This window comes from Microcystis sp. M_OC_Ca_00000000_C217Col, assembly GCF_007095585.1.
GTDB lineage: Bacteria > Cyanobacteriota > Cyanobacteriia > Cyanobacteriales > Microcystaceae > Microcystis > Microcystis panniformis.
Genome location: NZ_SFBV01000173.1, coordinates 1 through 24560 on the forward strand (window position 1 = coordinate 1; position 24560 = coordinate 24560).

The 24560-nt window shown below is 42.7% G+C and carries 26 protein-coding genes, 1 tRNA gene and 2 pseudogenes; 14 read left to right on the top strand and 15 right to left on the bottom strand.

From position 1 onward, the window contains the following. Positions 1 to 486, top strand: a pseudogene (locus EWV66_RS10015) (hypothetical protein); the annotation flags it as partial. A 41-nt stretch (positions 487 to 527) separates the two neighbouring features. Here the strand turns inward: EWV66_RS10015 and EWV66_RS10020 are convergent. Then, positions 528 to 600 (bottom strand) — tRNA-Ala (locus EWV66_RS10020). A gap of 131 nt (positions 601 to 731) precedes the next feature. On the opposite strand from EWV66_RS10020, the gene EWV66_RS10025 reads away from it, so the two are divergent. Further along, positions 732 to 1283, top strand: coding sequence for a 1,2-dihydroxy-3-keto-5-methylthiopentene dioxygenase (locus tag EWV66_RS10025; protein WP_052278112.1), 552 nt, complete (start codon positions 732 to 734; stop codon positions 1281 to 1283). Between the two features lie 170 nt (positions 1284 to 1453). Here the strand turns inward: EWV66_RS10025 and petG are convergent, their stop codons facing one another. The 3 genes from petG to EWV66_RS10040 all read right to left on the bottom strand — a co-directional run bounded on the left by petG (position 1454) and on the right by EWV66_RS10040 (position 3765). Further along, positions 1454 to 1570 carry a cytochrome b6-f complex subunit V gene (gene petG / locus EWV66_RS10030; RefSeq protein WP_002738052.1) on the bottom strand — a complete coding sequence of 39 codons (117 nt, stop codon included), beginning with the start codon at positions 1568 to 1570 and terminating at the stop codon, positions 1454 to 1456. A gap of 276 nt (positions 1571 to 1846) precedes the next feature. Further along, positions 1847 to 2332, bottom strand: coding sequence for a hypothetical protein (locus tag EWV66_RS10035; protein ID WP_287108436.1), 486 nt, complete (start codon positions 2330 to 2332; stop codon positions 1847 to 1849). A gap of 344 nt (positions 2333 to 2676) precedes the next feature. Further along, positions 2677 to 3765, bottom strand: coding sequence for a metallophosphoesterase family protein (locus tag EWV66_RS10040; protein WP_287108435.1), 1089 nt, complete (start codon positions 3763 to 3765; stop codon positions 2677 to 2679). A gap of 65 nt (positions 3766 to 3830) precedes the next feature. Here EWV66_RS10040 and trmB point away from each other — a divergent pair, with 65 nt between their 5' ends. From trmB to EWV66_RS10055, 3 genes are read left to right on the top strand one after another with little or no spacing between them, the layout of a single operon-like run. After that, complete coding sequence (trmB, locus tag EWV66_RS10045; protein WP_287108434.1) at positions 3831 to 4466, top strand: tRNA (guanosine(46)-N7)-methyltransferase TrmB; 636 nt, start codon at positions 3831 to 3833, stop codon at positions 4464 to 4466. A 34-nt stretch (positions 4467 to 4500) separates the two neighbouring features. Continuing rightward, positions 4501 to 5109, top strand: coding sequence for a hypothetical protein (locus EWV66_RS10050; protein WP_287108432.1), 609 nt, complete (start codon positions 4501 to 4503; stop codon positions 5107 to 5109). A gap of 19 nt (positions 5110 to 5128) precedes the next feature. Further along, positions 5129 to 5929, top strand: a complete 801-nt coding sequence (locus EWV66_RS10055; RefSeq protein ID WP_287108430.1) for a tetratricopeptide repeat protein — start codon at positions 5129 to 5131, stop codon at positions 5927 to 5929. A 136-nt stretch (positions 5930 to 6065) separates the two neighbouring features. Here the strand turns inward: EWV66_RS10055 and glgA are convergent, their stop codons facing one another. Both glgA and dacB read right to left on the bottom strand, forming a co-directional pair. After that, positions 6066 to 7544: a glycogen synthase GlgA gene (gene glgA / locus EWV66_RS10060; RefSeq protein ID WP_287108429.1), complete on the bottom strand. Its 1479-nt coding sequence runs from the start codon at positions 7542 to 7544 to the stop codon at positions 6066 to 6068. Positions 7545 to 7840: 296 nt separating this feature from the next. Next, on the bottom strand, positions 7841 to 9265 hold the full coding sequence (dacB, locus tag EWV66_RS10065) for a D-alanyl-D-alanine carboxypeptidase/D-alanyl-D-alanine endopeptidase (protein WP_287108428.1): 1425 nt from the start codon (positions 9263 to 9265) through the stop codon (positions 7841 to 7843). 292 nt (positions 9266 to 9557) lie between these two features. Here dacB and gorA point away from each other — a divergent pair, with 292 nt between their 5' ends. Beyond that, positions 9558 to 10910 carry a glutathione-disulfide reductase gene (gene gorA, locus EWV66_RS10070; protein WP_052278105.1) on the top strand — a complete coding sequence of 451 codons (1353 nt, stop codon included), beginning with the start codon at positions 9558 to 9560 and terminating at the stop codon, positions 10908 to 10910. A 126-nt stretch (positions 10911 to 11036) separates the two neighbouring features. Here gorA and EWV66_RS10075 read toward each other — a convergent pair whose 3' ends face one another. After that, the gene (locus EWV66_RS10075; protein ID WP_052278104.1) at positions 11037 to 11822 is read right to left on the bottom strand and encodes a slipin family protein; all 786 of its coding nucleotides are present in this window, start codon (positions 11820 to 11822) and stop codon (positions 11037 to 11039) included. Positions 11823 to 12054: 232 nt separating this feature from the next. Here EWV66_RS10075 and EWV66_RS10080 point away from each other — a divergent pair, with 232 nt between their 5' ends. From EWV66_RS10080 to EWV66_RS10095, 4 genes are all read left to right on the top strand, one after another. Beyond that, positions 12055 to 12540 carry an allophycocyanin subunit alpha-B gene (locus tag EWV66_RS10080; protein ID WP_052278103.1) on the top strand — a complete coding sequence of 162 codons (486 nt, stop codon included), beginning with the start codon at positions 12055 to 12057 and terminating at the stop codon, positions 12538 to 12540. A 388-nt stretch (positions 12541 to 12928) separates the two neighbouring features. Next, the gene (locus EWV66_RS10085; RefSeq protein ID WP_052278102.1) at positions 12929 to 13441 is read left to right on the top strand and encodes a hypothetical protein; all 513 of its coding nucleotides are present in this window, start codon (positions 12929 to 12931) and stop codon (positions 13439 to 13441) included. A 24-nt stretch (positions 13442 to 13465) separates the two neighbouring features. After that, positions 13466 to 13975 (top strand): tetratricopeptide repeat protein, encoded by a 510-nt coding sequence (locus EWV66_RS10090; protein WP_052278101.1) that lies wholly within the window; start codon positions 13466 to 13468, stop codon positions 13973 to 13975. 333 nt (positions 13976 to 14308) lie between these two features. Further along, the gene (locus EWV66_RS10095; RefSeq protein ID WP_167341568.1) at positions 14309 to 14485 is read left to right on the top strand and encodes a hypothetical protein; all 177 of its coding nucleotides are present in this window, start codon (positions 14309 to 14311) and stop codon (positions 14483 to 14485) included. A gap of 59 nt (positions 14486 to 14544) precedes the next feature. Here the strand turns inward: EWV66_RS10095 and corA are convergent, their stop codons facing one another. From corA to EWV66_RS10110, 3 genes are all read right to left on the bottom strand, one after another. After that, a complete protein-coding gene (gene corA, locus EWV66_RS10100; RefSeq protein WP_052278100.1) occupies positions 14545 to 15705 on the bottom strand; it encodes a magnesium/cobalt transporter CorA in 1161 nt (386 codons plus the stop codon). A gap of 209 nt (positions 15706 to 15914) precedes the next feature. Next, positions 15915 to 17192, bottom strand: a complete 1278-nt coding sequence (locus EWV66_RS10105) for a recombinase family protein (RefSeq protein ID WP_287108423.1) — start codon at positions 17190 to 17192, stop codon at positions 15915 to 15917. A 253-nt stretch (positions 17193 to 17445) separates the two neighbouring features. Further along, complete coding sequence (locus tag EWV66_RS10110; protein WP_002759475.1) at positions 17446 to 17739, bottom strand: hypothetical protein; 294 nt, start codon at positions 17737 to 17739, stop codon at positions 17446 to 17448. A 246-nt stretch (positions 17740 to 17985) separates the two neighbouring features. On the opposite strand from EWV66_RS10110, the gene EWV66_RS10115 reads away from it, so the two are divergent. Further along, positions 17986 to 18195 (top strand): hypothetical protein, encoded by a 210-nt coding sequence (locus tag EWV66_RS10115; RefSeq protein WP_002769840.1) that lies wholly within the window; start codon positions 17986 to 17988, stop codon positions 18193 to 18195. After that, the gene (locus EWV66_RS10120) at positions 18185 to 18610 is read left to right on the top strand and encodes a type II toxin-antitoxin system VapC family toxin (protein WP_004161402.1); all 426 of its coding nucleotides are present in this window, start codon (positions 18185 to 18187) and stop codon (positions 18608 to 18610) included. Before EWV66_RS10115 ends, EWV66_RS10120 begins: the two co-directional genes overlap by 11 nt. 8 nt (positions 18611 to 18618) lie before the next feature. Here the strand turns inward: EWV66_RS10120 and EWV66_RS10125 are convergent, their stop codons facing one another. Both EWV66_RS10125 and EWV66_RS10130 read right to left on the bottom strand, forming a co-directional pair. Beyond that, complete coding sequence (locus EWV66_RS10125) at positions 18619 to 19455, bottom strand: metallophosphoesterase (protein WP_052278099.1); 837 nt, start codon at positions 19453 to 19455, stop codon at positions 18619 to 18621. A 111-nt stretch (positions 19456 to 19566) separates the two neighbouring features. After that, on the bottom strand, positions 19567 to 20802 hold the full coding sequence (locus tag EWV66_RS10130) for an LL-diaminopimelate aminotransferase (RefSeq protein ID WP_287108419.1): 1236 nt from the start codon (positions 20800 to 20802) through the stop codon (positions 19567 to 19569). Positions 20803 to 20955: 153 nt separating this feature from the next. Here EWV66_RS10130 and EWV66_RS10135 point away from each other — a divergent pair, with 153 nt between their 5' ends. Continuing rightward, the gene (locus EWV66_RS10135; protein ID WP_002759416.1) at positions 20956 to 21168 is read left to right on the top strand and encodes a DUF2839 domain-containing protein; all 213 of its coding nucleotides are present in this window, start codon (positions 20956 to 20958) and stop codon (positions 21166 to 21168) included. Positions 21169 to 21289: 121 nt separating this feature from the next. Here the strand turns inward: EWV66_RS10135 and EWV66_RS10140 are convergent. Beyond that, positions 21290 to 22225, bottom strand: a pseudogene (locus EWV66_RS10140) (NAD-dependent epimerase/dehydratase family protein). Between the two features lie 377 nt (positions 22226 to 22602). Between EWV66_RS10140 and EWV66_RS10145 the strand changes: the two are divergent. After that, a complete protein-coding gene (locus tag EWV66_RS10145; RefSeq protein WP_287108417.1) occupies positions 22603 to 23058 on the top strand; it encodes a DUF29 domain-containing protein in 456 nt (151 codons plus the stop codon). An 8-nt stretch (positions 23059 to 23066) separates the two neighbouring features. On the opposite strand, the gene EWV66_RS10150 is transcribed toward EWV66_RS10145, so the two are convergent. Next, positions 23067 to 23852, bottom strand: coding sequence for a hypothetical protein (locus EWV66_RS10150; protein ID WP_287108416.1), 786 nt, complete (start codon positions 23850 to 23852; stop codon positions 23067 to 23069). 335 nt (positions 23853 to 24187) lie between these two features. Further along, the gene (locus EWV66_RS10155; RefSeq protein WP_287108415.1) at positions 24188 to 24358 is read right to left on the bottom strand and encodes a hypothetical protein; all 171 of its coding nucleotides are present in this window, start codon (positions 24356 to 24358) and stop codon (positions 24188 to 24190) included. Between the last annotated feature and the right edge of the window lie 202 nt (positions 24359 to 24560).

The following is a 24560-nucleotide window of genomic DNA, read 5'->3' on the forward strand; positions in this document are numbered from 1 at the left end:
TGTAATTATCAACTTGACTCGGTAAATTCCCCCTTCCGCGTCCCCGCAATCAAAACCAACTTTTATCTTCTAGAAAAACAAAAAGTCAGTGGTTGCATTCCAACCCCTCTAGGAGAGACCACTAATATTACTTGGGATCAAGTCTATGAATTACCTACTCGTAATCGTGGGATTACTCGTGTTCAAGTTAAATTTGAATATTCTTGGTTGGGTAAAATAGTCAAACAACTCTTTAGAATCCCTCCCGTGATAATTAACGTTAATTATCTCGATGGAACTCAAGCCAATTTTCGCTTTGTTCAAGATAATTCAGCTAATGGAGTTATCCTTAGTCACTTACCGAGAAATGATCAGGAATTAATGGCATTTTTTCAAGGAAAATTACCACCACAAGTCAAATCTTTTAGCTTTTCTGTCAGTAATCCTCTGCTATTCTCCCCAGAAATAAAAGTAACGCCTTTTTGGGAAATTGAGACTGGTTCATAATCTTTCTTGAACCTTGAAAAGCGGTTAATATCTCTGGAAAATGGAGAATAGGGAACTCGAATCCCTGACCTCTGCGGTGCGATCGCATCGCTCTACCAACTGAGCTAATTCCCCAGATATAGACCATAATAGCATTTTTGAGCAGAAAATCCTAGGAACTGGCAAGGGATCGAGGGGCAAAAAATCGAGCGGCTTCTCTCTGGAAAACTTTAAAATAGAAAAAGTAATCTTGAGGATGATAACCAATGGCGATACTACGCTTAGAGAATGGGACAACCTATACCCAGTTAGCCGATATTAGTCTGGAATTGGCCAAATTAAATGTTACTTTAAACTATTGGCCGATCGAAAACGAAGCCACTTGTCAGCTACTTAAGCAAGCTTCTCTCACTGACGAAGAAAAAGAAATAGTTTTAACCAGCTTAGACGGTTATTTTGAGCAACTAAAGCAAGAAGCGGGTTATCAAGCTAGAGATTTAATCGTTTTACACCCTGAAATTCCCAATCTCGACACTTTACTGGCCAAATTCGAGCGCTGTCACACCCACGCTGACGATGAGGTGCGTTATATCATTGATGGGGAGGGGGTTTTTGGCTTTGTCTTTCCCGATGGTTCTCAGGGGGAATTAACTATTCAACCTCAAGAATACATCAATGTTCCCGCCCATAGCGAACACTGGTTTCACCTCACTGCCAGTAAACGGGTTAAAGCAGTGCGTTACTTCACCACTACCGCCGGATGGGTTCCCGAATATACGGAGACTGTCATTCGTTTTCCTAGTTTAACAGCCGTTTAGTTCTTGCTTTTTTGGCGATCGCTCTCCCAGTAAGACAGATAAGTTTTGCGGGGATGGCAACGCCGGCAGCCACAATCTGTTAAGCGGCAAATTTGTCCTGTGGAAAATCTCCCGTCTAGTGCCTAGCTTGACGGGAGATTTTCTCAATTCGGGGGATTGGCGTGATAGATTTAGTCTAAGCCGAATTGATTGCCCCGTTTGTACTGTAAATAGGCGGCAACGAACAAACCCGCTAGGGTAATGGGAATTAAGCCTAGGACAATCCCTAGCACTAAAGGTTCAATCACGTCTGTACTCCTTGGATTAGCAATTTTTCACCCGTATTTTATCCTAGCAGGAGTCGCCCGCGAAAGATAGGGCGATCGCACATACTTCTTAAGTGGAGTGTTGGGGTAGTGGGGTAGTGGGGTGGTCACTGCGTGCGCGTTGCGGGGGGTAGTGGGGAATTTAGCTGAAATTTCCCTATCTCCCTATCTCCCTATCTCCCTATCTCCCTAAATCCCTGACTCTTATCTCCCGACTCCCCAAAAGGAAAACTTCACCATTAAGATAACTGCTCTACTCTAGGAGCGATCGAGAAAAAATTTTCTCAATTTGCCTTTACCCCAATAGCGATCGATTTCGTGCCAGAGATTGTGGAGACAAAAAACCACTGCGAGACAGAGAGTAACCGCAAGGATTTGAGAGAAACTTTCCCTTTGCCAAAATTTGGCCATTGCCTCCGAAATTACCCGCGTTCCCCGATAAGCTTCCAGAAAACCCTCGATCGAGCCGAGAATCAGTGCTGCTAGGGTATAAACAAAGGTTCGATACAGAATGCTAAGGTAACGGGGTCGATTTTCTAACCATTCTAGCTTCATGGCTGCGTCGAGAATGGCCACGGTTTTTGCCGCAATGATCGCCCCTAAGCTCGCTTTACCCAAAACGTAGGTAGTAATCGAATATTCTTCCAGAAATAATTTCATGATCAGAAGAATATAACCGAAAGCCAAGAAAAAAAACAGGGCAAGAGAACCGATTTTTTTAAATTCCTTTTTAATTGCTTCCATTGATTTTTTTTGATATTTTCTGCCAAGATAGCGGCTGCGTACCATAACTATAAGCTATAGTTAATTATTTATTGCAGCTATTCTCTCAACTCCACCAGCAAGTCTGAGCGCTGATAACTAAACTGATGCTTGAAACTAATTACGGCTTGCTGAATAAATCTAAAAACCTTGTTGTATAAGACTTTTAGACTTGTTTTCCCTCAAAAAGTGCCGACCTTTGGAGTGATTGGGGGGAAAATTCAGGTACTTTTTCCCTGAAAATTAGGTAATTGACCACCTGAAAATCGGTAAAACCCCACACCCCACACCCCACACCCCACACCCTGCCCCTAGGAAAAGCTTTTTCAGCAAACCCTAATTACGGCTTGATTGTCGATAAAATGAGGATTACCGAGGGGATCGATGGCACTGAAAGCGTAGAAATAACGGCGTACTAGGGGCGGAAAATCGCTAAAATCGAAGATTGTGTCACCTTTAGCCACATCTGCCCAAAAATTTCCTAATTTCGGGGCTAATTCCTCCGCTAGACTCACGGGAAGATTGAGGGGATGGCAGGTTAACAAACGCATCATAAAAGGATAAGAGCGATCGCTTAACCATTGCCGAGAAATAGCCGGTAAATCCTCCCATCCGGGTATATTTTGCAGATGAAAGGATTCTATGGCTAATTCAACCGTGTTTTCGCGATATTCTAGCACCCGGTAGGGATGGGGATAACTGACGAGGGAACCGGTGGTAATTTCATAGATACCTCTAGCAAAAGCCAGATCCTGCACGTGGAGATGGCCGGTAATCAACAATTTTACGCCGTTTTCCTCTAGTATATCGAGCAGTTCTACCGCATTAGCCAACATATAGCGTTTACCTAATTCATGATTGCTTTGTCCGGGTAGATGCTCGATAACGTTATGATGGATCATCACCATCACTAGATCGTTTTTTAGCGATGGTAAAATCTGTTTTAACCAATGCAATTGTTCTGCATCTAAACTGCCAATTTGTTTACCTTGCTCATCAAATTGATTAGAATTAAGACCGATTAATTGCACTCCGGGTAAAATTTCTTTTTGGTAGTATGTTTGTTCGGGATCGCTGTAACCAAATTGTTGATAATAAAAGGGAAAATCTGCTAAACCGATCTGGTTTTCTGTTGCGGTTAAACTCAAAACATCATGATTACCCGGCACAACATAGACGGGAAAGGGTAAAGTGGCTAAACAATCGGCTAACCAACGATGATTTTCTGGTTCACCATCTTGGGTTAAATCGCCAGCAATCAGCAGAAAATCGAGGTTAAGGGTGATGAGATGGTCTAAAACAATTTTTAAAGCGGGAATACTCACTTCCACCAGATGAAAGCGATTAGAATGGTTCAAAATGGTTGTGGGTAAAGCGATATGAGGATCGCTGAGAATGGCGAAACGGAAATTCATCGCATTCAATTGGGCTAAATATCGGTAAACTAGATTGATCGAGGAGAAATGAGGAGAAAATATCTTTGGCTAAAGTTCGCGTTCGTCAGCACGTCAATCCCTTAAGTCATAAATATCGCCATCCGATCAATCCCCCCGATTGGAATCAAGTTTATCAGGATATGACGCAACCTCTCCATCTTGACATTGGTTGTGCGCGGGGTAAATTTTTGTTACAAATGGCCCAAGTATATCCAGAAATTAATTTTTTGGGGATTGAAATTCGTCAACCTTTGGTAATTGAAGCGAATCAGGAACGGGAAAGGTTAGGATTAAAAAATCTCGCTTTTGTTTTTGGCAATATGAATGTTGCCCCAGAAATTTTACTGCAATCTTTGCCCGCAGATAAGTTATTTTGGGTGTCGATTCAATTTCCCGATCCTTGGTTTAAACAGCGTCACAGCAAGCGTCGAGTCGTGCAGCCGGAATTAGTCATAGCTTTGGCTAAGTATATGGTAGCTGGGGGCTGGGTTTTTTTACAGTCGGATGTGGAATCGATCGCCCTGGAAATGACGGAGAGATTTCAAGCACATCCCCATTTTGTTCGGCAACATCAAACCCCCTGGTTAGCGGAAAATATTTTCCCCATACCGACGGAGAGGGAAAAGTCCACTTATAATAAAGGTCAACCGGTTTATCGATCGCTTTTTCGAGTTCGGTAGCTTCAGTTAAAATATTTTGGCACTGTCTGAAATCATGGTTATAAATCTCGACTCACCCCTAATACTTGAGGACAATAATCGCCCCCCTGTCTCTCAATTGCTGGAATTTCTCTTAAGCAAAGAAAAAAACAATAAAAAAACTAAAGAAAATCTTACTTTTGAGGCTTTAGTCGGTACTTGGCGATTATACTTTATCACGGGAACTCAAAAAGCGAAAAAGAGAGCGGGGATTGTTTTGGGTAAGGGTCGCTATCTACCATCCTGGTTAAAAATTACCATCTCTTACCAAAGAAATGAGAGTTTAGAACCGGGAGAATTTATCTCTGGAAGCGTCAGCAATCAGATAGTTTTAGGGGCAGTAAAACTATCCGTAAGCGGTCCGGTTAAGTTTTTTCCTAAAACCCGTCTTCTCGCCTTTGATTTCACCAGGCTCAACCTAACCCTATTTAATCGCTCTCTCTATTCTGGTTTTATTAGAAATGGACAGGTAAGTGAAGCGAATTTTTATCAGGAAAGTATCAAAAAACAGGCATTTTTTGCCTATTTTCTGATCACAGAAACAATGATAGCAGCCCGGGGACGAGGGGGAGGATTAGCCCTTTGGGTAAAAGAGATAAGTGAGACAAAACTAGCTGAAAAATAATTTATTAGAGGAGAAATAGATGGGATATTCTATCGATGTAGATGGGACAAATTTTGACAGTGAAGTGATCGAGAAGTCCTATCTAAATACAGTGATTTTAGACTTTTATGCCCTGTGGTGTGGACCCTGTAAATTGGTAAAACCGATGCTGGAAAAACTGGCAAGTGAATATAATTTTATCCTGGCAAAAATAGATATAGATAAAAGTCCCGAATTAGCCGAACAATACGATGTAGAAGGAGTTCCCGATGTGCGAATTGTCAGCAAGGGAGAAGTGTTACCCTGTTTTGTCGGTGCTTTGCCAGAAGAACAAATTAGAGACTTATTTTCCCGTCTCGATTTACAATCGGAATTAGAAACAGGATTAGCAGAAATACAAGAAGCGATTGCCCTCGATAATTTGCCCGCAGCCAAACAATTATTTGATCGTCTTTTTCCTAAATATCCCAACGAACAGCGATTAATTATTATGGCGGTAAAATTTCTCATGCGTCTAGAAAAATGGTCAGACGCTTATCGATTAATCAGTGCTATTAAAGAGGAAAATCCTGTTATTAAAGGTTGGAAAACTATCCTAGAATTCCAACAGTTAAAACCAGAAAATAATCCCCTCGATCTGATATTTTTTGCTGGGATTAATTTCGCTTTAAAAGAAGATTATGCCGCCGCTTTAGATAAACTGATCAGCCTGGTGGGAGAAAGTAGAAAATATCGTCAGGATGGCGCAAGAAAAGCCATGTTAGCCATATTTCAGATTTTGGGAGTTAGTCATCCCCTCACCCAAGAATACCAAGCAAAGTTAACATTTCTGCTCTACTAGGTAGGGTTTACTGAAAAAGTTTGTTGGTGGGGTTAGGAGTCGGTCAAAACTAAAGCAATTACCCTAGAAATTTCAACAAATCTATTCCTCGAATTTCTGTTGACAACTGCCAGGGAATTGCTAGAGACAAGACAGTTTATTTGTGGCGAATCATTTCATAGAGGGCAACGTATTCTTCCCCAGGGCGATTCCAAGAGTAATCGCATTCCATACCTTGAATCGCTAATTTTTGGAATTCTTCTGGTTGAGTGTACCACAATTCTAATGCCCGGGACATGGCTGATTCGAGGGCATTATTATCGGGATCAAAAAAGACAAAACCATTGCGTTCTTCCGGTTTGTGATAGGTATCATAATCGCGATCAAAAACCGTATTAACTAAACCACCAACTCCCCGGACAATGGGAACAGTTCCATATTTTAAGCTGATTACTTGTGTCAGTCCGCAGGGTTCAAAATTACTGGGAACCACAATCATATCAGCACCCGCATAAATGAGGTGAGATAATTCCTCATTAAAGCCCAATTCAATATGAACATCAGGGTTATTATTGAGGTGATTTTTCTCGTGCCAGAACCAGTTATTAATTAACGATTCGGTGGCGGAACCTAGGAGGACAAATTGCGCCCCGCGAGCTAAGGCATAATACATGGCATGGTGAACTAAATGTACGCCTTTTTGGTCATCTAAACGACCGACATAACAAATTAAGGGCTTTTCTGGTTCATCTCTTAACCAGAGTCTTTCTCGCAGTGCCTTTTTATTGCGTGCCTTCTCGGAGAAGCTATCAACACCGTAGGGTGCAGCAATAAATTTATCCACTTCCGGGTTCCAGATATTGTAATCTAAACCGTTGAGAATGCCAGTAAATTTGTGTTGATGCTGGTGAATTGTATGACCTAAACCATAACTAACATCGGTGTGGTGTGCTTCCCAAGCATGGTGAGGTGAGACGGTATTGAAATAGTTGGCAAAAACGATCCCACCTTTCATAAAATTAATCACAAAAGGATTGAAGTTATCGCGCAGTCGGGCATAGCTAAAGTAGTAAGGATCGTTATTTAATCCTGTTGCCCAGAGAATTTCTGCACCTCCAAATCCTTGATGTTTAAAGTTATGGATGGTGTAAAGAACGCGCTGATTGCCCATACCATGATATTTATAAATTTCAAAAAGTAAGGGCGGAATTAAACCAGTTTGCCAGTCGTGACAATGAATTATATCGGGACGTTTATTACTTCTGAGCAAAAATTCTAAAGCGGCTTTAGAGAAGAAGGCAAAACGCATATTATCGTCTTTACAGCCGTAGTAAGTACCGCGATTAAAGAAATTATCCCCCGAATTAGGTTGAATAAAGAAACACAAGCGCCCGTGTACCCAACCACAAAAAACGTTACAGTGAATTGCGCCACCGTACCAAGGCACCCACAGGTCCCGATAAGCCTCGTGTAAGCCCCAAATTTGGTCGTAGCGCATACAATCATACATGGGTAGGATTAGCTCCACGCAATGACCGCGAATTTCCAATTCTCGACTCAATCCATATACCACATCCCCCAATCCCCCAGCTTTAATCACTGGGGCGCACTCAGAGGCAACCTGAACTATATACATATATCAATACTCCGTCGATTAATCTACAGGTCAGCTAGAAGCAATTTTTACAAAAGTATACAAGCTTCTGTGATTAAGTGGGTGGGTGGAATTAAATATAAGATGAACGTAGGTTGGGTTGAAGCATGAAACCCAACCCCCGCTCATGTTACGCTACCGCTAACCCATCCTACAAATAATTGTGCCTCCCTACGTTGGGGTAGTGGGGGAATTTAGCTGAAATTTCCCCATCTCCCTATCTCCCTATCTCCCTATCTCCCTATCTCCCCATCTCCCTATCTCCCGGCTCCTAAAGATTAACAGCGTTTTAACTGTCCTAGGAGCAAAATCACCTCATCGATGCCGTTTCTGAGGGTAGTGGCGGGTTTATCGCTGTTATTGACGGTTATGCTAAAGATTAGGGGTTGATTGTCGGCGGTTTCTAGATAACCTGCGAGAGCGGTAACTCCGGTTAAAGTCCCGGTTTTTGCCTGTAATCGTCCTTCTAGGGGAGTCTGGCGAAATCTATTGGTTAAAGTGCCATCAATGCCGCCAATGGCTAAAGAACGACGATAATCAGGGTTTTCTGCCATTAGTTGTAATATTTGACCTAAAGTCTTGGGTTTAATCAGGTTTTGTCGTGATAGCCCCGAACCATCGCCGATTTTATAACCATCGCTGTTAATTCCCAGTTTTGTTAAAGTTTCTTGCAATCCCGACACACCGCCGAGCATTTGTAGTAGGGTTTCGGCTAGTAAATTATCGCTATTTTTATTGACTTTTTCCACCAAATATGCTAGGGGTTCTGATTCTAAATTGGTGATCTCATAACCGCGAATTTCTGAGCTAATTTCGGCGTTTTTAACGGTAATTCCCGCTTTTTCAAGGATATTACGCCAGCGAGCCAGGAAATACTCCGAAGGTTGGGGAATAGCTAAATTAAAATCATCTTGACTATCAATCGCCAGAGAACCGGTGATAATCAGGCGATTATTGGCTAAATTGCCCTTAATTGCCAGAGTATTCGGGCTTCCTTGCGCTGCGGTGCTGGTTTGATTCTCAATTAGCCATTGTTTAGCGGCAATGGGATCAGACCATTGTAAATCTAAGCTTTGCCCCAATTGTCGCGGTAAAAGCCTTAAATTGACGGAATTTTCGTTTAAAACCAAGCTAGAAGCGGGTACAGCATAGTCAAAAAAGACATCTTCCCATTCCCAAGTTTTTTGACTATCGGAGACGACAAAAGGACTAGCAACGACAATTAAGCGAGAAATTGAGTTAATTCCCCCTGCTTTTAACTTTTCTGCTAATTTCTCTAACTTTTCTGTGGTTATGGTTGCATCTCCCCTGCCGACTAAGGTTAAAGTCTCTAAATCGGGGGGGTTGCCCTGGGCTAAAATGGGGGTTTTCAGACGATAATCGCGGTTAAATTTGCTGAAAGCGGCGGCAGTGGTTAATAGTTTCGCAGTAGAAGCGGGAGTAAAAAAGTTATTTTCGTGGATACTATAGATATTTTGGTCAGAATTGAGGGATTTTACTAAAATTCCCCAATAAGCGCCTTGATAATCGGGGCGGTCCAAAATGCGATCAATCTCGGTGGCTAAGTCTGCCGGACAGATAAACTGGGAAGGGGGGGAATTGTCTTGACTGATGGGGGTTGCGAGGGTGACGGGATGGTTTACCCAGAGAAATAGGGAACAAGTCCCCAAGAGAAAAGATAATTTCGAGCGGCGTGTTAGCATAGAATTAAATCTTGGCAGTAGATAAATTGACTCTAAGTAGCTGGTTATAATTAAATTAAAAATGGATTTTAGGTTTGATCCCCCCTGCCCCCCTTAATAAGGGGGGTGCCGATAGGCGGGGGGATCTGAAAGTTTTTAATACCTACCTACTTAATTTAGCAGCCTTAGTGACCATATTGTCCTAGTTACTGAATAGATTCACTTAGGGATTGATCCGAGATATTCGCTTCCTTTTTTGCCCAGAAAGTTTCTTGATTCCGTCAAATTTCTATACATTCGCGAGGATATTTTTATGAGTTATGATTTTGATTTATTCGTGATTGGTGGTGGTTCTGGGGGTATTGCCACCGCTAGACGGGCAGCCGAATACGGGGCAAAAGTGGGATTAGCAGAATACGATCGCTTGGGAGGAACCTGTGTTAATCGTGGTTGTATTCCCAAAAAATTAATGGTTTATTCTAGTCGTTTTCCGCAACTATTTAAGGATGCGGAAGGTTACGGTTGGAGTCCAGTAGAGAGTCAGTTAAATTGGCAAAAATTAATTAGCGCCGTTAATCAGGAAACTATCCGTTTAAATGGCATTTATCAAAAGATGCTCGATAATTCTCAAGTGACGATTTTTCCTAATTATGCCAAGTTTATTGATACCCATACCCTAGAGGTAGGAGAGGAGAAAATTACTGCCGATAAAATTTTAATTGCCGTGGGGGGACATCCCGTTAAACCCGATATTCCGGGGATAGAACATACAGTAGTTTCTGATGCCATGTTTCAACTGCCAGAACAACCGAAAAGAATTATAGTTTTAGGGGCGGGATATATTGGGGTGGAATTTGCTGGTATTATGCACGGATTGGGGACGGAAGTGGTGCAGTTAATCCGTAAAGACAAGATTTTAAGAGGGTTTGATGAGGATATCCGCGATGAGATTCAAGCAGAAATGATCCGTCAGGGAATTAAAATTATGCCCGAAACTTTCCCCACTTCGATCGAGAAAACTGCTGAGGGGTTAAAAGTACATATTCAGGGGAAAGAAACTGGAGAAATTATCTTTGTTGATGCCCTAGGATTAGCCGCTACTGGAAGAATTCCTAAGCTGGAAAAATTGGGCTTAGAGAATGTCAATGTCGAGGTAAAAAACGGGGCAATTGTTGTCAACGAGTATAGCCAAACCAGCGAAGACAATATCTATGCCGTGGGCGATTGTACTGATCAAATTAATTTAACTCCCGTCGCCATTAATCAGGGGCGAGCTTTTGCCGATACAGTCTTTGGTAATAAACCCCGGTTAATGAGTTATGAAAACGTTCCCTCGGCAGTATTTTCTACTCCTGAAGCGGCGACGGTGGGATTAACAGAATTGCAAGCCAAAAACCTATATGGTGACACGGGAATTAAAGTTTATCGGTCTAAATTCCGCCCCGGTTACAATGTTTTACCAGGCCGAGAGGACAAAACTTTGATGAAATTAGTTGTCCATCAGGAAAGTGGTAAAATCCTTGGGGCGCACATGGTAGGAGATCACGCCGCAGAAATTATTCAAGGAGTAGCCATTGCCGTAAAAATGGGTGCAACAAAAGCCGATTTTGATGCCACTGTCGGCATTCATCCCAGTGCTGCCGAGGAATTTGTCACCATGCGTTAATTAAGTAGGTAGGCGTTAAAAATTATCAGATCCCCCCGCCTATCGGCACCCCCCTTATCAAGGGGGGCAGGGGGGATCGAACCTAAAATCCATTTTTAATTTAATTATAACCAGCTACTGAGAAAATTAACCCTTTTGGCTATTGACAATTGAGCCATTTTGTGATGGTTTTTCGGCTAATTTTTGAGCGAGATTTAAGATATCGGAGGGGAGCATAATCACGGTACTGGTGTTATTTTCCGCTCCAATTTCCGTTAACATTTGTAGGCGGCGTAATTCCAAAGCGGCGGGATTTTCCATGATTAATCGGGAAGCTTCCGCTAATTTTAGGGAGGCTTCCTGTTCTGCGGCCGCTTTAATCAAACGGGCCCGTTTTTCTCGCAATGCTTCCGCTTCCTTGGCCATAGCTCGCTGCATACCGGTGGGAATTTCCACATCTTTCATCTCCACCCGTTCGATATCAATGCCCCAAGGTTCGCTAATTTCATCGACAATTTGTTGAACCGCATGATTAATTTTGTCTCGTTTTTGCAAGACATCATCGAGATGATTTTGACCAACTACATTTCTTAAAGTGGTCATGGCCGCTTGATAAACGGCCGCAGGATAGGATTCGACTTTATTAATCGCTTTGCTAGGGTCGATAATGCGATAGTAGAGAACCGCATTAACCTTAATTGTGACATTATCGGCGGTGACAGTTTCTTGCGGGGCGATATCGACGGTTTTGGTGCGAATATCCAGCTGCATTTTTTGGTCAACTAGGGGAATGATCCAGTACAGTCCAGGGCCTTTGGTGTCTTGATAACGCCCTAGACGAAAGATAACACCACGCTGGTATTCTCGATCGATTTTAAAGCCATTTAATCCCAGAATGCCCGCTATCAATAGGAAGGATGCTAAAAATTCCATATTAATTACCAGTTATCGGGTTCAAGTTAATCGGTGTGCGGTGACATCTCAATTGCCATCTCCTCGCTCCTGACCACTAATACATTCATTCTAGACAGTAACCGGGCTGTCGGGGAAACTCATAACGAAATATTACAATTTTTAGGAATTGCCCAACCAGCAGGGATGACTCGACTTCCAGACCCCGACCTGAGATAAACTACAGAATGTTATCAGAATTTACCTTGATATTATGAGCGTAGTTAGCCAAGTCATCCTCAAAGCCGACGACGAACTTCGTTATCCTAGTAGTGGTGAACTACAGGGTATCGGGCAGTTTTTAAAAACCGGTGAGCAGAGAATTCGCATTGCCGAGACTCTCGCTGAAAATGAGAAAAAAATCGTCGATCAGGCTCAAAAACAACTGTTCAAGAAACGTCCCGATTATAGAGCGCCGGGGGGTAATGCCTACGGTCAGCGTCAATATAATCAATGCTTGCGCGATTATGGTTGGTATCTGCGTCTAGTTACCTATGGGGTATTAGCCGGAGATAAAGCACCGATCGAACAAACCGGCCTAATCGGGGTCAAAGAGATGTATAACTCTCTTAATGTTCCCGTCCCCGGCATGGTGGAGGCGATTCGTTGTCTCAAAGAGGCCGCTTTAGGTCTTTTGACTCAAGAGGATGCCGTGGAAGCAGCCCCCTACTTCGACTTTATCATCCAGTATATGTCCTAAGCGATCGGGACAACTCCACGGGCCTGAAGTCTGAAAAGGGGCAATTTTCGTCTCTTTCAGAGTTCAGGCTTGACTTTTTTCAGTGATCAGTAAACAGTGATCAGTGATCAGTAAGCAGTAAACAGTAATCAGTGAAAAGACAGTAGTAAACTGGCATTTGATCAGGCTCACTTAATACATACTGCTCACTTAGGATACTGGCTCTTCGGTTTGTGTTATGCAATGGACGGGGGTTATAAGGGATGGAACCCTTATATAGAAAGGCATTTAGCGATTTTTGTCAATTGTTTTTGCTCTAGAGCGAACTAATCAATTAAACCTTAATACTCAAAACTGATAACTAATAACTCAAAACTGATAACTGATAACTGATAACTGATAACTGATTATGTTTTGGCGTATTATACTACTTACTTTTCTGATTCCATCGGTCTATGGGCTGTTTGGCTGGTCGATCGCCCATGAGCGTTTATCATGGAGTGATTGGTTACTTGCCCGCGGTGATGAGATGAATTGGACTCTCACTAGCGAATGGCTAGAAATCATCATCTATATCCTAGCGGTAGGGGTTATCCTCTCAATTGCCCTAGGATTAACTCTGTTTAGTCACTTAATGCCGGTATTTTTCCGCAGTTGGTTTAAAAACGATATTAGTGCTGTATTATCAATTCTCGGCTGGTCTTTGGCGGTAGTTTTTATCTTCCACAAGTGGGCGGTATTTAGTCGAGTTTTAATCCTCTTAGCCGCCACTATCCTTGGTCGTCTAGAACTTCAGGAAGCAGGTTACAATAGGTGGCAAGTTTTCCTGATGCTCACCCTCCTCTGCTTAGGTAGTTTTGGCTTGGGAATTTGGGCTTATAATCTTTGGGGTCACGAATTTCATCGAGTCACCAATAATTAATCTTATCTCTAATCTTTAAAAAGTATGCCCCAAAAAAATAACGATACGCTCAAACGAGTCTTAATTGTTTCCTCTGGTTTAGTATTTCTGGCTTTAATGGTGGTGCCAACCTTAGGTTTATTGAAAAATAATAATTCTAATTCCCCCCAAGGCAATCAACCCGGGCAAGAGGCAACTATTCCTCCCGAAAAATTAGAAGAAATGGTCAAAGGTTACGAGAAAATTCTCGAACGTGAACCAGATAACCCCACTGCTTTGCAAGGACTAGCCCAAGCTCGTTTACAGTTAAAAGATTTTATCGGAGCCAGAGAACCTTTAGAAAAGTTATATCAAAAATATCCCGACAATCTGGAAGTGATGCTAGTTCTTTATGGAACAAGATTACAAACTCAAGACGTTTCTGGGGCGAAAAGTCTCCTAGAAAAATTAGTCAAAGACTATCCCCAAGAACCAAAATTTAAGGAGGAATTAACTCGTTTAAATCAAGCGATTGCGGCAGCTTCTCAACAGCCACCCCCAGAGACTAAAAAGTAATGAAAAAAGAATTAATTATCGAAGCTGGGCGAAGGGAAAGACAATATCGAGCATTTTTTATTTCTTGACTTGGCCCGATTATCGGCATTGCTTGGGCATTACTGCGGCCATTCTTCGGTAAATTAGCCCGTTTGCCTAGGGATGGTGCTGCCCCCTAGACGACTAGAAAGAAACTTCGCCAATATCATCTAACCCTGACATTAGCTAACTTTGTTAGATAAGAACTTTTTTAGGAATTATGATCGGCCTATAATAGTAACTGTAGTCACCCCTATCCTTTAGCGATAATTCTTGGTTTGGGGTTGATGTCCTTCAGCGCAAGCGAGATTGGTTATGAAAATTAGCGAACTAGAAAACTACTTGGCTCAGGTTAAGTCAGAGATTGGTGACATCGATATCGTCTATCAATGTCACAGCCAGCACTATAGTTGGTTGGACAAAATGAGAAGCCATCAACTGAAAGTGTTAAAAAATACCGCCGACACTAAACTATTAATTTCTCTGCAATAGCCATTTTCTCTTGCTAGATGCCGGCAAGGTAATCCAGTCTGTCTAATCTGCTTAACAGTTTATCTTTTCTTCGCTGTCGATAGGTTCTTAAACCAGCCGCGTCGCCAAAAGAAAATGATTAAACTGAAAGCAACGGTTAGCATCAACACCCAGACGAACACATAGCCCCAATACCATTCTAATTCGGGCATATTATAGGGAGATTTATCAGTATTAAAGTTCATGCCATAAATACCGACAATGAAGGTGAGAGGGATAAAAATAGTCGAGATTACCGTTAAAGTTTTCATAATCTCGTTCATTTTATTACTCACGGAAGAAAGGTAAAAATCCATTAAACCATTGGCGAATTCCCGGTAATTTTCGATAACATCGAGGATTTGTACCACATGGTCATAACAGTCTCTTAGATAGGGTTTAATCGTTGTATCGATGACAATATACTCATCCCGTAAAAGAGCATTGAGGGTATCCCTTTGCGGCCAAATTGCTCGTCGCAGGGAGAGTAATTCCTGACGTAGTTGGTAAATTTTTGATAAAGTCTGCTCCGTGGGACTAGCTAAAATTTCGTTTTCTAACTCCTCGATTCTTTCTCCGTAGGACTCTAAAACAGGAAAATAACCGTCAATAATAGCATCCCAAATTGCGTAGGCTAAATAACCCGATTTTTGCTGCCGGATGGAACCTTTATTTAAACGGATTCTTTCCCTAACTCCCTCTAAAGAATCGTATTGTCCTTCTTCCTGCACGGTTAAAACATAATTCTTCCCGACTATTAAACTGATTTGTTCTAACAAAAAACCCTGATGATCGATCAGGATGGCCATTGGCACTATAATTAAAATATAATTCTCGCATTCTTCCACTTTTGGTCTTTGGGGAATACTGACTATATCCTCAAGGGTTAAGGGATGCAAATGAAAAATTTCCCCCAACTCTTGCAGTTTATCTTCATTACCCAAACCGACGATATCGATCCAAGAGATGGAATCATTGGATAAATATTTAAGACAGTCTTGAGGTAAGAGATTGTTAACTATAGTCGCTTGTTGACGGTTATAATTAATTAAAAATATCTCGGTAGCAACGGCATTTTCATCGATGGTGATTAACCCTGGCATCGTCCCGGGTTGGTTATAGTGATAATCGTAAAGGTGGGGTTTTGTCCGGGAGGATTTTCGCCCTTTTTTATACCTAGTTAATCTTTTGTTATTGCTCATAGTTGAGATCGATCGCTGTTGGCCTTTTTCTTAGCATTGATCACTCAAAAATTCCTCAATTTTTAGCTAACTTTAAGATTGTCCCAGACTGTTAAGTAGTTGGTTATAATTAAATTAAAAATGGATTTTAGGTTGGCTCCCCCCTGCCTCCCTTGATAAGGGGGGTGCCGATAGGTGGGGGGATCTGAAAGTTTTTAATACCCACCTGCTTAAAAAACGAAGATTAAACGTAAATGCCAATTATTAGCCGTTTCTCTCTCGATTTCGATGCGACGGATAAACTCGCGAAAATAAAAACGACGCTCGATTTCCGATAAATCTCGCCAAAATTGCGGAAAAGCAACGGCACGAGCGATAATAGTCAGGTTATCGGGGGGTAATTGGTCTAAACGTCCTTGAATCTGTGCGATCTCGTTTTTAAGTTTATAGGCCCTGAGATTAGCCGTTTCTTGATCTAAAATTCCCGCCGCTTCTAGGGAGGGCAATTGCGACAAAATATCGTTTTTTTGCCCTATTTCCTCGCTCATTCCCCGTTTGATCGTCTCTAAATCAGGTAAAGATATCTGAGCGATCGTCGCTGGTAGGTCTTGACAAATGCGCTCGATTGTGCTACGAAGAATTTTTTCATAAGCGATCGCCGAACATTTTTTTGTCCGGGGACATTGCAAAGGTCGCAAATAGAGGTATTCTGTGCCTTTTCCTCGCGCTGTCACTTTGGTAATCGTCATCCCCGATTGACATTGATTACAGACGACTAAACCCGCTAAGGAACGCGGGGCGCTGGCACTGCGGGGGGGTAATTTGCGATTATTTCTCAGGATGCGATCGATCTGGGCTGCTTCTTCCCGGGAGATAATCGGGGTGTGGGTATCGGGGATAATATCTTGACCGAGATAGCACAAATCACCGCGATAAACGGGATTAGTTAGCCATTTATGGGCAGTAGCTACCGATATCTTTTTGCCGTAGCGTTTTTCTAGATAGCGCACCGTGGAACGCAGGGAAGCGGAAATCAAAAAGCGATCAAAAAAGTCTTTGACTACCGGTGCGGTACTGCGATCGAGTATATAACGCTCCTTGCCACGACGATAACCGTAGGGTGCTTTTCCGGGGGGAGGCAAAGCTTGCAGACGATTGTGAGCGTGACCTGCTTTTAAACGATTACTTAGTTCGTTTTTTGATATTTCTTGCAGAATCTTGGCAAAATTCAGCTTATAATCTGGGTCTTCTAGGGCAATTATATCTATGTCGAGGGCTTCTAAGAATTGTAAAATTTTGCTAACTTCTGTGCCATTGTCTCCCAATTCTGCTAGGCGACGTAGGATCAGCAGTCGGGGGGGAGTTCCTTGACAATCGCGGAGCAGTTGCTGCCGTTGTGAGCGATCGCCAAAATCCTGATACACTTGTTCGGGAGAATAGGTCGAAATCGAGTTATCGGGGGGACTATCAAGCAGGGGATTGGTATAGGTGTAGGCGATAATTTTCATGTTTTGCCGAAATCCTGGTATAGATAAGCTGTACTGCCTTGAAACCGCGTCTTGAAAAGTTTAGTACAAATGCTCGAACTACCTCTCCCCGCTCCCAACTCCGGCACTCATAGACAGTCTTAACCAGTAATTTAGATAGTCAACAGCTTACCTGCGGGCGAATGGAAAAGGAATTTCTGTCCATCTCCCTAACCCCCGCCAGCTGGCGATCGTTCCGCTAGACTTGGCAATTTCTAGGCCGGGCGCGATTCGTCTAGGGAGAGGGTAAAGAGCGAAGGAAAACCGTGAGTATGGCGGTAATAATCGCGACGGTTACGGGGATAATCAGCGATTTCGCCCCTTTTAAATCGGATATATCCTTAACTAGCCCCGATTGTTCGTTTTCTAGCCTTTCTAACCGCTTATCCATTCCCTCGACTTTCTCGATTAATTTTGCCTGTCCTACCTCTAGTTTTGTCAGGCGATCATCGATTCGATCGATCTTTCCCTCGATCCGCGTCAGGATGGCTTCTAGGGAATAGGTGACGGTTTCTCCCGATTGACTCATAAACTAAATTCCTTGTTGCGGGGGATACTTCGCATTCTATCACTCCCGAAAGATGGCAGAATTACCAATCCAGAGGCAACGGCAACGATTATCAGCCTACAATATTACTAGGCGATCGAATAATCTCCGAAATTCAGATGAGTCAATTAAGATCTATTTCTGGGAAAAAGTTCGCCAAAATTTGAGAACGTCATTGAGAATTCAAGGTAGCCATCACATTTACTGTATTACTCGTTAAGACTGTCTATGAACCATCGTCAACAATTAATTCAAGAACTCGAACAAGCACCTGATGATCTAATAGAAACCGTATTAAATTTTTTACATCGAGTTCAGGCAACAGGCAACAGTCATCCTCTGGCCAAGTTTTCAGGCATTTTAAGCGATTCAGAGGCACAAGGACTACAACAAGCCATTAAAACAGAATGTCGTCAGGTAGATGTCAATGAGTGGTGAAATTGCCTTAGATACTTCTGCAGCAATTCGTTTTTTAAATGGAGACGTAGGGGTTACTAAAAGAGTGCTGGTACTACCAGAAATCATTTTACCAATGGGTGTGGTGGGAGAGTTACTATTTGGTGCGGAAAATTCCACGCGCCCCTTACAAAATTTACCTCGTTATTTGGATTTTATAGAAGCCTGTACGGTTTTACCATTGGGGAAAGAAACTGCCTCGGTTTATGCTCAAACTCGGTTAGCTTTGAAGCGCAAAGGACGACCCATACCCATGAATGATCTATGGATTGCTGCTCAATGTATAGAAAATAATTGGGTATTAGGGATCAGTAAAAAAGTAAACAGTGAAAAGACATTAGGAAACTTCTATTTAATACTGTTCACTGAAAACTCAAATCTGACGACTGATCACTGATCACTGATTCAAGACTGACTGCCGTTGATCAAAGTAATTACCGTCACTTCGGGGGGACAAAAAAGACGACCGGGAAAATAGGTTCCTAAGCCTCGATTGACATATAATTGATTTTCCCCGACTCGATGAAATCCCTCGGACCATTGCCAGTATCGGACTACTCTGCTAAACTGCCGGTGAAGGGGAACCCATTGACCATAGGGTTCGGGCAGCGATCGCCTAAGTTTCCCTAAAACTATCGGTAGGGAACCGATACCGGGGATAGTCACTTGACCTCCGTGGGTATGACCGGATAACTGCAAATCCACGCGCCAATCCTTTAAAATCATGGCTGTATCGGGATTGTGGGAAAGAACGAGTCTGGGTATATCGGGGGAAATTTGCTCGAGGATTTGCGGGAAAAATTCCCCGGACCAATAATCGGCCAATCCGACGATGGGAAAATTTTCGCCGTAGGGTGTGGCGATTTCATTCCAGAGTACCCGAATTCCCACGCTAGTTAAGGCTGATCTCACCGTTTCCCTGGCGTGGGGAAGATAACTGTCATGATTTCCTAAACAAGCATAAATACCCCCTTGACTTTCGAGAGCTTTTATGCTATCTACCAGGGTAAAAATTGGCTGGGGACTATCGGTAATAAAATCCCCCGTCAGGAAGATGAGATCGGGTTTTTCCTGATTAGTAATGGCGATCGCTTCTTGCAGGACAGCTACAGGCAAATGCTGTTCATCGCAGTGCAGATCTGACCACTGCACCAACTTGATCCCTTGCAGATGTGCTGGTAGGCCAGCAATTGCGATCGTTAATCTTTCTACCTGTAAGGATTCTAACCAAAAGGGTCGCATCGGTGAGCCGTTGTCGGTGAGTAGTTACCGAAAAATTGGGTGTGTCAACAGTCTATCAATTCCCGATGGGGTTGTTGGGGGATGCTTCCGCAAACATCCCTCTTTTGACCATTAGCCTTGAAATTTATCGATAATTCTCTCCATAGCGGCCTCGACGTTGGCACGACTATTAAAAGCCGACAGCCGGAAATAACCCTCTCCGGCGGCCCCAAAGCCGGATCCAGGGGTTCCCACCACATTACAGGTATGTAGCAGTTTATCGAAGAAATCCCAACTCGATAGACCCTGGGGCGTTTTTACCCAAACGTAGGGCGCATTTACGCCGCCATGGACTTCTAAACCAGCAGCGGTTAATTTTTCTCGGATAATTGTTGCATTTTGTAAATAAAACTTGACAAGTTCTTGTACTTGTGCTTGTCCTTCTGGGGAATAAACCGCCTCGGCCCCCCGTTGGACAATGTAGGAAACGCCGTTAAATTTGGTCGATTGCCGACGATTCCACAGTTTCCAGAGTTGCACATCGCTGCCGTCGGCCGCTTTGGCCATCAGACTTTGGGGAACCACGGTTAAAGCGCAACGGGTCCCGGTAAAACCGGCATTTTTAGAAAAAGAGCGAAATTCGATCGCACATTGCCGCGCTCCCTCGATTTCGTAGATGGAATGGGGTAAACTGGCATCGGTGATAAAGGCCTCGTAGGCCGCATCAAAAAAGATAATCGATCCGTTGGCCCTAGCATAATTAACCCAAGCTGTCAAGTGTTCTTTGGTAGCTGTGGCCCCGGTGGGATTGTTGGGAAAACAGAGATAGATTAAATCGACTTTTTCCGTCGGAATCTGGGCAGTAAAGTTATTTTCGGCGGTAATTGGCAGATAAATCAAGCCCTCGTATTCGCCGCGTTCGTTGACCTCTCCCGTGTGTCCGGCCATAACATTAGTATCAACGTAAACGGGATATACTGGGTCGGTCACGGCGATCGAGTTATTATCCCCAAAAATATCGAGAATATTGCCCGTATCGCACTTAGAACCGTCAGAAATAAAGATTTCATCGGCACTTATCTCACAACCGCGAGCCTGAAAATCATGGACGGCGATTTTCTCCCTTAACCAAGCATAACCCTGTTCGGGCCCGTAACCCTTAAAGCTAGAGCGATCGCCCATTTCCTCCACTGCTTTGATCATGGCCTCGCGACAAGCTTGGGGCAAAGGTTCGGTGACATCGCCAATCCCCAGACGGATAATGTTAGCATCGGGATTGGCTGCCGCAAAAGCTTGGACTCGTCGGGCAATTTCCGGGAAAAGATAACCCGCTTTTAGTTTTAAGTAATTACTGTTAATGGTTGCCATAATTATTCTCGTTTCAGTCGCAACCTTTAATTCTATAATAGTCAGTCATCGGCCGTCAGTTTTGATCGCCCTCCTTCAGGGACTAGGATTGGGTGTGGCCTGTTGTCTTTCGATATACAATCAGAGAAAAACCTCTTAATAACTGACATTAGTATGGGTGAATCAAAACGTCGTCAATCGGCCCTGGGTGATAAGTATGGACAGGAAGAAAACATCCTGCCTTGGCTACCGATTACCAAAAGTCAAGCATCCCAAGCTTACAAGTTAACCACTAGGGGTGCCTGGATTGGTATAGGAGTTTTAGCTGGGGTTTGGGTAGTTATTCGCTTTGTCGGGCCGGCCTTCGGTTGGTGGAATGTCCAATAACTGGTTAAAGCTGCATCAGTTTGGGGGTTAGGGTTTTAGGGTTTTAGGGTGTTGGGGTTTTAGTTGAAATTCCCCCACTTCCCCACTTCCCCACTTCCCCACTCCCACCAAAAAATTAATTTTATTGGTTTGCCAAGATCTGGTCATCGATCGCCAAGTCTATTTCTTGCCGATCGCGACCGGAAGGGAGATAATCATTCTGGAAGGAGTCTGCTAAACCACTGACGAGATCATATTCAGGCTGCCAGTTTAACTCGCGGGTGGCTTTATTAATATCAGCGTAGAAATGTTGAACCCGCAGGGGGAAAGGTTTCTTTTTGCCGAAGTCAAATTTTTTGGGGTTATAGTTAACAATCTCGATTTCCTCGGCATTTTTCCCCATCGCTGCCGCGCAAGCTTTTGCTAAACCGTTAAAAGTTACATAGCGATCGCCAGAAATATTATACACTTGACCGATAGCCTGAGAATTACCCAATACTGCGGCCATGGCCTTGGCCAGATCGACAACGTGACCAAATTGGGTAAAATGTTCCCCATGACCGGGTATAGGAATAGGACGATTACGAACCAAACGGTCAAAAAACCAAGCTTCTAGGTCATTATAGTTGCCCGGTCCGTAGATATAAACCGGACGGATGGAAGTCCAGGGTAAACCCATCTCGTTTAAATAGTTTTCTGTCTCGTATTTTCCCTTGTGGCGACTTTTGGGATCTAGTTTATCCCCTTCTTTATGGGGCATTTGGTCGGATTTTAAATAAACCCCCGCCGAGCTAACATAGACAAAATGCTGGATTCTTTCCCTAAAAATCTGGACGAGGGGCTGAGTATCACTTAATTATCTGCCATTATTATCGAAAATTGCCTCAAAACTCTCATTTTTAAGCTTTTCTTTCAGTTGCGCTGGGTCAGTGCGATCGCCGTGTATCTGTCGTACTCCAGCAACCGGAGCGGGTTTATTGCCACGATTGAATAATACTACCTCGTGACCCTGTTCTACTAACACTTTAGTCAAAGAAACACCGATAAATCGGGTTCCACCCATAATTAAAATTTTCATAGTCGCCATTGTTAATATCAAGGTTATATTATCCCTCGATCGGTGCAGTTTAAAAACTGTGCTTTTTAGGTTTGTGTCATCAATCCAGTCTTTTGGGGGGTTCTACCCCCCAAACCCCCCGTTGGGGACGCAAGCGCCGTCCCCAAACCCCTCGCGCATTAGCTTTTCGGTGGGATGCTTACACGCGGCTGTTCATACATTTGTAGCAGTTTAAGAGTGACTGATAATTGCTGATTATCGGTATTTCCGAAAATGTGAGATGCACCCAAACCGAGCGACTTTTAATGCAAGTTTTAAGTAAGCGCCAATTCAGACTTAAATTGTTGGCCAAGTTTCGGTAAAATAAAGGTAATTAGTCAACAGAGGAGGTCAAAATTATGACTTTAGCCAAGGTAAAAAATCTGTATGATCAAGATTTTGCTTTGTGGATAGAGAAGACGGTTAAGCAATTAAAATCTGGGGATTTATCTCAGGTCGATTTAGAGAATTTGATCGAGGAGGTGGAATCTTTGGGGAAAAGTCAACCCAAAGCGGTCGATAATTTTTTAACTCGTTTATTAGAACATTTATTAAAACGTTGTTATGTGGTTCTTCCCGATTGTTATCGAGGGTGGGAAATTGAAATTAGAAATTTTCGCAAGAAGTTGAAGAAGGAATTTAAGTATTCTCCTAGTTTGAAAAGGTTTATGATAGAGATTTTAGAAGAATGTTATCGAGAAGCTTTAGAAGCGGTGAAAGAGGATTATCCAGACTCTAATTTTCCCGATGTTTCTCCTTTTTCTAATGATATTGATGGTTTATTAAATCATAAGTTTTGGCAGGATGAAAAATAGGTCAAACCCTAATCTTTTGGGGGAATTGCCATCACTTGATTATTATTAATCACCAATTTACCGCCCAATTTTTCGATATTTTCCTTAGCTAACCTGCGGGTTTCTTCATCTTTGCTATTTATCCAGACTAACATCCAAGCACCGACTCTAGACGCGCGACTATCGGGATTAGTTTCTAAAAATTTTACTGTTCCCCTAGCGGATTTTTCGATAAATTCATTACCGGCAATTTTCGCCCAATCGGCGGCCATTTGATAGGATTTTTTCGCCGCGGGAATATCACCTAAAAATAATAGTTCATCCACTCCTTTATATAACCAAAGAAAATAGGCATCTGTGACATCAGGAGTGATTTTTGATAAACCTTTATTCATAATCTCAATCGTTCTTTCGGGTTTGCCAGCATTGACAGAAGAAGCGACGGACATCATCAAATAGGCGCGGACAAATCTAGGGTCATTTTTGGTGACAATTTCCATAAAATCGGGACTTAAACCGTAACCAGTTTCCCTACGAGCATCCCCATCGCCATAGTATTGTATAAACTGCAACATTGACCAATTGGCTAACATATTGTCAAAGCCAAAGGAAGGTATATTTTTTAATAACTGAACCTGAGCATTTTCTAGACGAGACTCTTGACGATAATTTCTATCTAATAACTTTTCTTTGGTCAAGGTTTTCACCTTTTCCTGTTGCATTTCCACAATAGCCATGATTAGTCCACCGATGACGGCGACTAAACCAAGAGTTTTAAGTAAGGATAGATTGAGAGATTTTTTTGCACCTACCATAGCTTTAAATAAAAGTCAATAATCAGTAACGTAAGTAGCTGGTTTTAATTAAATTAAAACATGGATTTTAGGTTCGATCCCCCCTGCCCCCCTTGATAAGGGGGGTGCCGATAGGCGGGGGGATCGAACCTTTATCCCCCCTTAATAAGTAGGGTTAATTCATGAATTAACCCTACCATCGCGGTTAATTCATGAATTAACCCTACGATGAATTAACCCTGCGATGAATTAACCCTACGATGAATTAACCCTACGATGAATTAACCTACAAATCACGCCCTTCATAATTATAACCATTTACTTATCAACAAAAATAAAAGATTTTTGGAGTTATTTTAATTAATTTTAATGCCATCAACACAATCAAGCTCGCCGTTGGAATTACTGGTAGAAACATTATCTTCTAAAGGAGTTTCATCCTCACAAACAATACCAGTATAGGCCCCGGCTGCCGTTTGTCCAGACGCTCCGGCATAATTTTTAATATCGTCAGCAAATGGAGTCAAAGCATCCAATTCATAGGCGGCTCCAAAAGCATTGGGAGTGGGAGTTCCTACTTCGCTGATATTATAAAATGTTAGGGAAATAGGCTCTTCGTTACTCTTTATGCTAAATCAACAGACAAGATGCCAAGATAACATACTTCTAACCCAAAAATTACGAAAGTTTCTCAAGCCATAGGCTCTCCGTTTTATTAGTTTAAGTTTA

What these genes read in the sequence shown, in the direction of transcription:
- EWV66_RS10120 (WP_004161402.1), top strand. Translation starts at nt 18,185, where the DNA reads ATGAGTGGTGAAATTGCCTTAGATACTTCTGCAGCAATTCGTTTTTTA.
- EWV66_RS10090 (WP_052278101.1), top strand. Translation starts at nt 13,466, where the DNA reads ATGCCCCAAAAAAATAACGATACGCTCAAACGAGTCTTAATTGTTTCC.
- corA (WP_052278100.1), bottom strand. Translation starts at nt 15,705, where the DNA reads ATGAGCAATAACAAAAGATTAACTAGGTATAAAAAAGGGCGAAAATCC.
- dacB (WP_287108428.1), bottom strand. Translation starts at nt 9,265, where the DNA reads ATGCTAACACGCCGCTCGAAATTATCTTTTCTCTTGGGGACTTGTTCC.
- gorA (WP_052278105.1), top strand. Translation starts at nt 9,558, where the DNA reads ATGAGTTATGATTTTGATTTATTCGTGATTGGTGGTGGTTCTGGGGGT.
- glgA (WP_287108429.1), bottom strand. Translation starts at nt 7,544, where the DNA reads ATGTATATAGTTCAGGTTGCCTCTGAGTGCGCCCCAGTGATTAAAGCT.
- EWV66_RS10050 (WP_287108432.1), top strand. Translation starts at nt 4,501, where the DNA reads ATGGTTATAAATCTCGACTCACCCCTAATACTTGAGGACAATAATCGC.
- EWV66_RS10135 (WP_002759416.1), top strand. Translation starts at nt 20,956, where the DNA reads ATGGGTGAATCAAAACGTCGTCAATCGGCCCTGGGTGATAAGTATGGA.
- EWV66_RS10040 (WP_287108435.1), bottom strand. Translation starts at nt 3,765, where the DNA reads ATGAATTTCCGTTTCGCCATTCTCAGCGATCCTCATATCGCTTTACCC.
- EWV66_RS10035 (WP_287108436.1), bottom strand. Translation starts at nt 2,332, where the DNA reads ATGGAAGCAATTAAAAAGGAATTTAAAAAAATCGGTTCTCTTGCCCTG.
- EWV66_RS10145 (WP_287108417.1), top strand. Translation starts at nt 22,603, where the DNA reads ATGACTTTAGCCAAGGTAAAAAATCTGTATGATCAAGATTTTGCTTTG.
- EWV66_RS10080 (WP_052278103.1), top strand. Translation starts at nt 12,055, where the DNA reads ATGAGCGTAGTTAGCCAAGTCATCCTCAAAGCCGACGACGAACTTCGT.
- EWV66_RS10130 (WP_287108419.1), bottom strand. Translation starts at nt 20,802, where the DNA reads ATGGCAACCATTAACAGTAATTACTTAAAACTAAAAGCGGGTTATCTT.
- EWV66_RS10025 (WP_052278112.1), top strand. Translation starts at nt 732, where the DNA reads ATGGCGATACTACGCTTAGAGAATGGGACAACCTATACCCAGTTAGCC.
- EWV66_RS10105 (WP_287108423.1), bottom strand. Translation starts at nt 17,192, where the DNA reads ATGAAAATTATCGCCTACACCTATACCAATCCCCTGCTTGATAGTCCC.
- EWV66_RS10095 (WP_167341568.1), top strand. Translation starts at nt 14,309, where the DNA reads ATGAAAATTAGCGAACTAGAAAACTACTTGGCTCAGGTTAAGTCAGAG.
- EWV66_RS10115 (WP_002769840.1), top strand. Translation starts at nt 17,986, where the DNA reads ATGAACCATCGTCAACAATTAATTCAAGAACTCGAACAAGCACCTGAT.
- EWV66_RS10055 (WP_287108430.1), top strand. Translation starts at nt 5,129, where the DNA reads ATGGGATATTCTATCGATGTAGATGGGACAAATTTTGACAGTGAAGTG.
- EWV66_RS10110 (WP_002759475.1), bottom strand. Translation starts at nt 17,739, where the DNA reads ATGAGTCAATCGGGAGAAACCGTCACCTATTCCCTAGAAGCCATCCTG.
- EWV66_RS10075 (WP_052278104.1), bottom strand. Translation starts at nt 11,822, where the DNA reads ATGGAATTTTTAGCATCCTTCCTATTGATAGCGGGCATTCTGGGATTA.
- EWV66_RS10085 (WP_052278102.1), top strand. Translation starts at nt 12,929, where the DNA reads ATGTTTTGGCGTATTATACTACTTACTTTTCTGATTCCATCGGTCTAT.
- EWV66_RS10125 (WP_052278099.1), bottom strand. Translation starts at nt 19,455, where the DNA reads ATGCGACCCTTTTGGTTAGAATCCTTACAGGTAGAAAGATTAACGATC.
- EWV66_RS10150 (WP_287108416.1), bottom strand. Translation starts at nt 23,852, where the DNA reads ATGGTAGGTGCAAAAAAATCTCTCAATCTATCCTTACTTAAAACTCTT.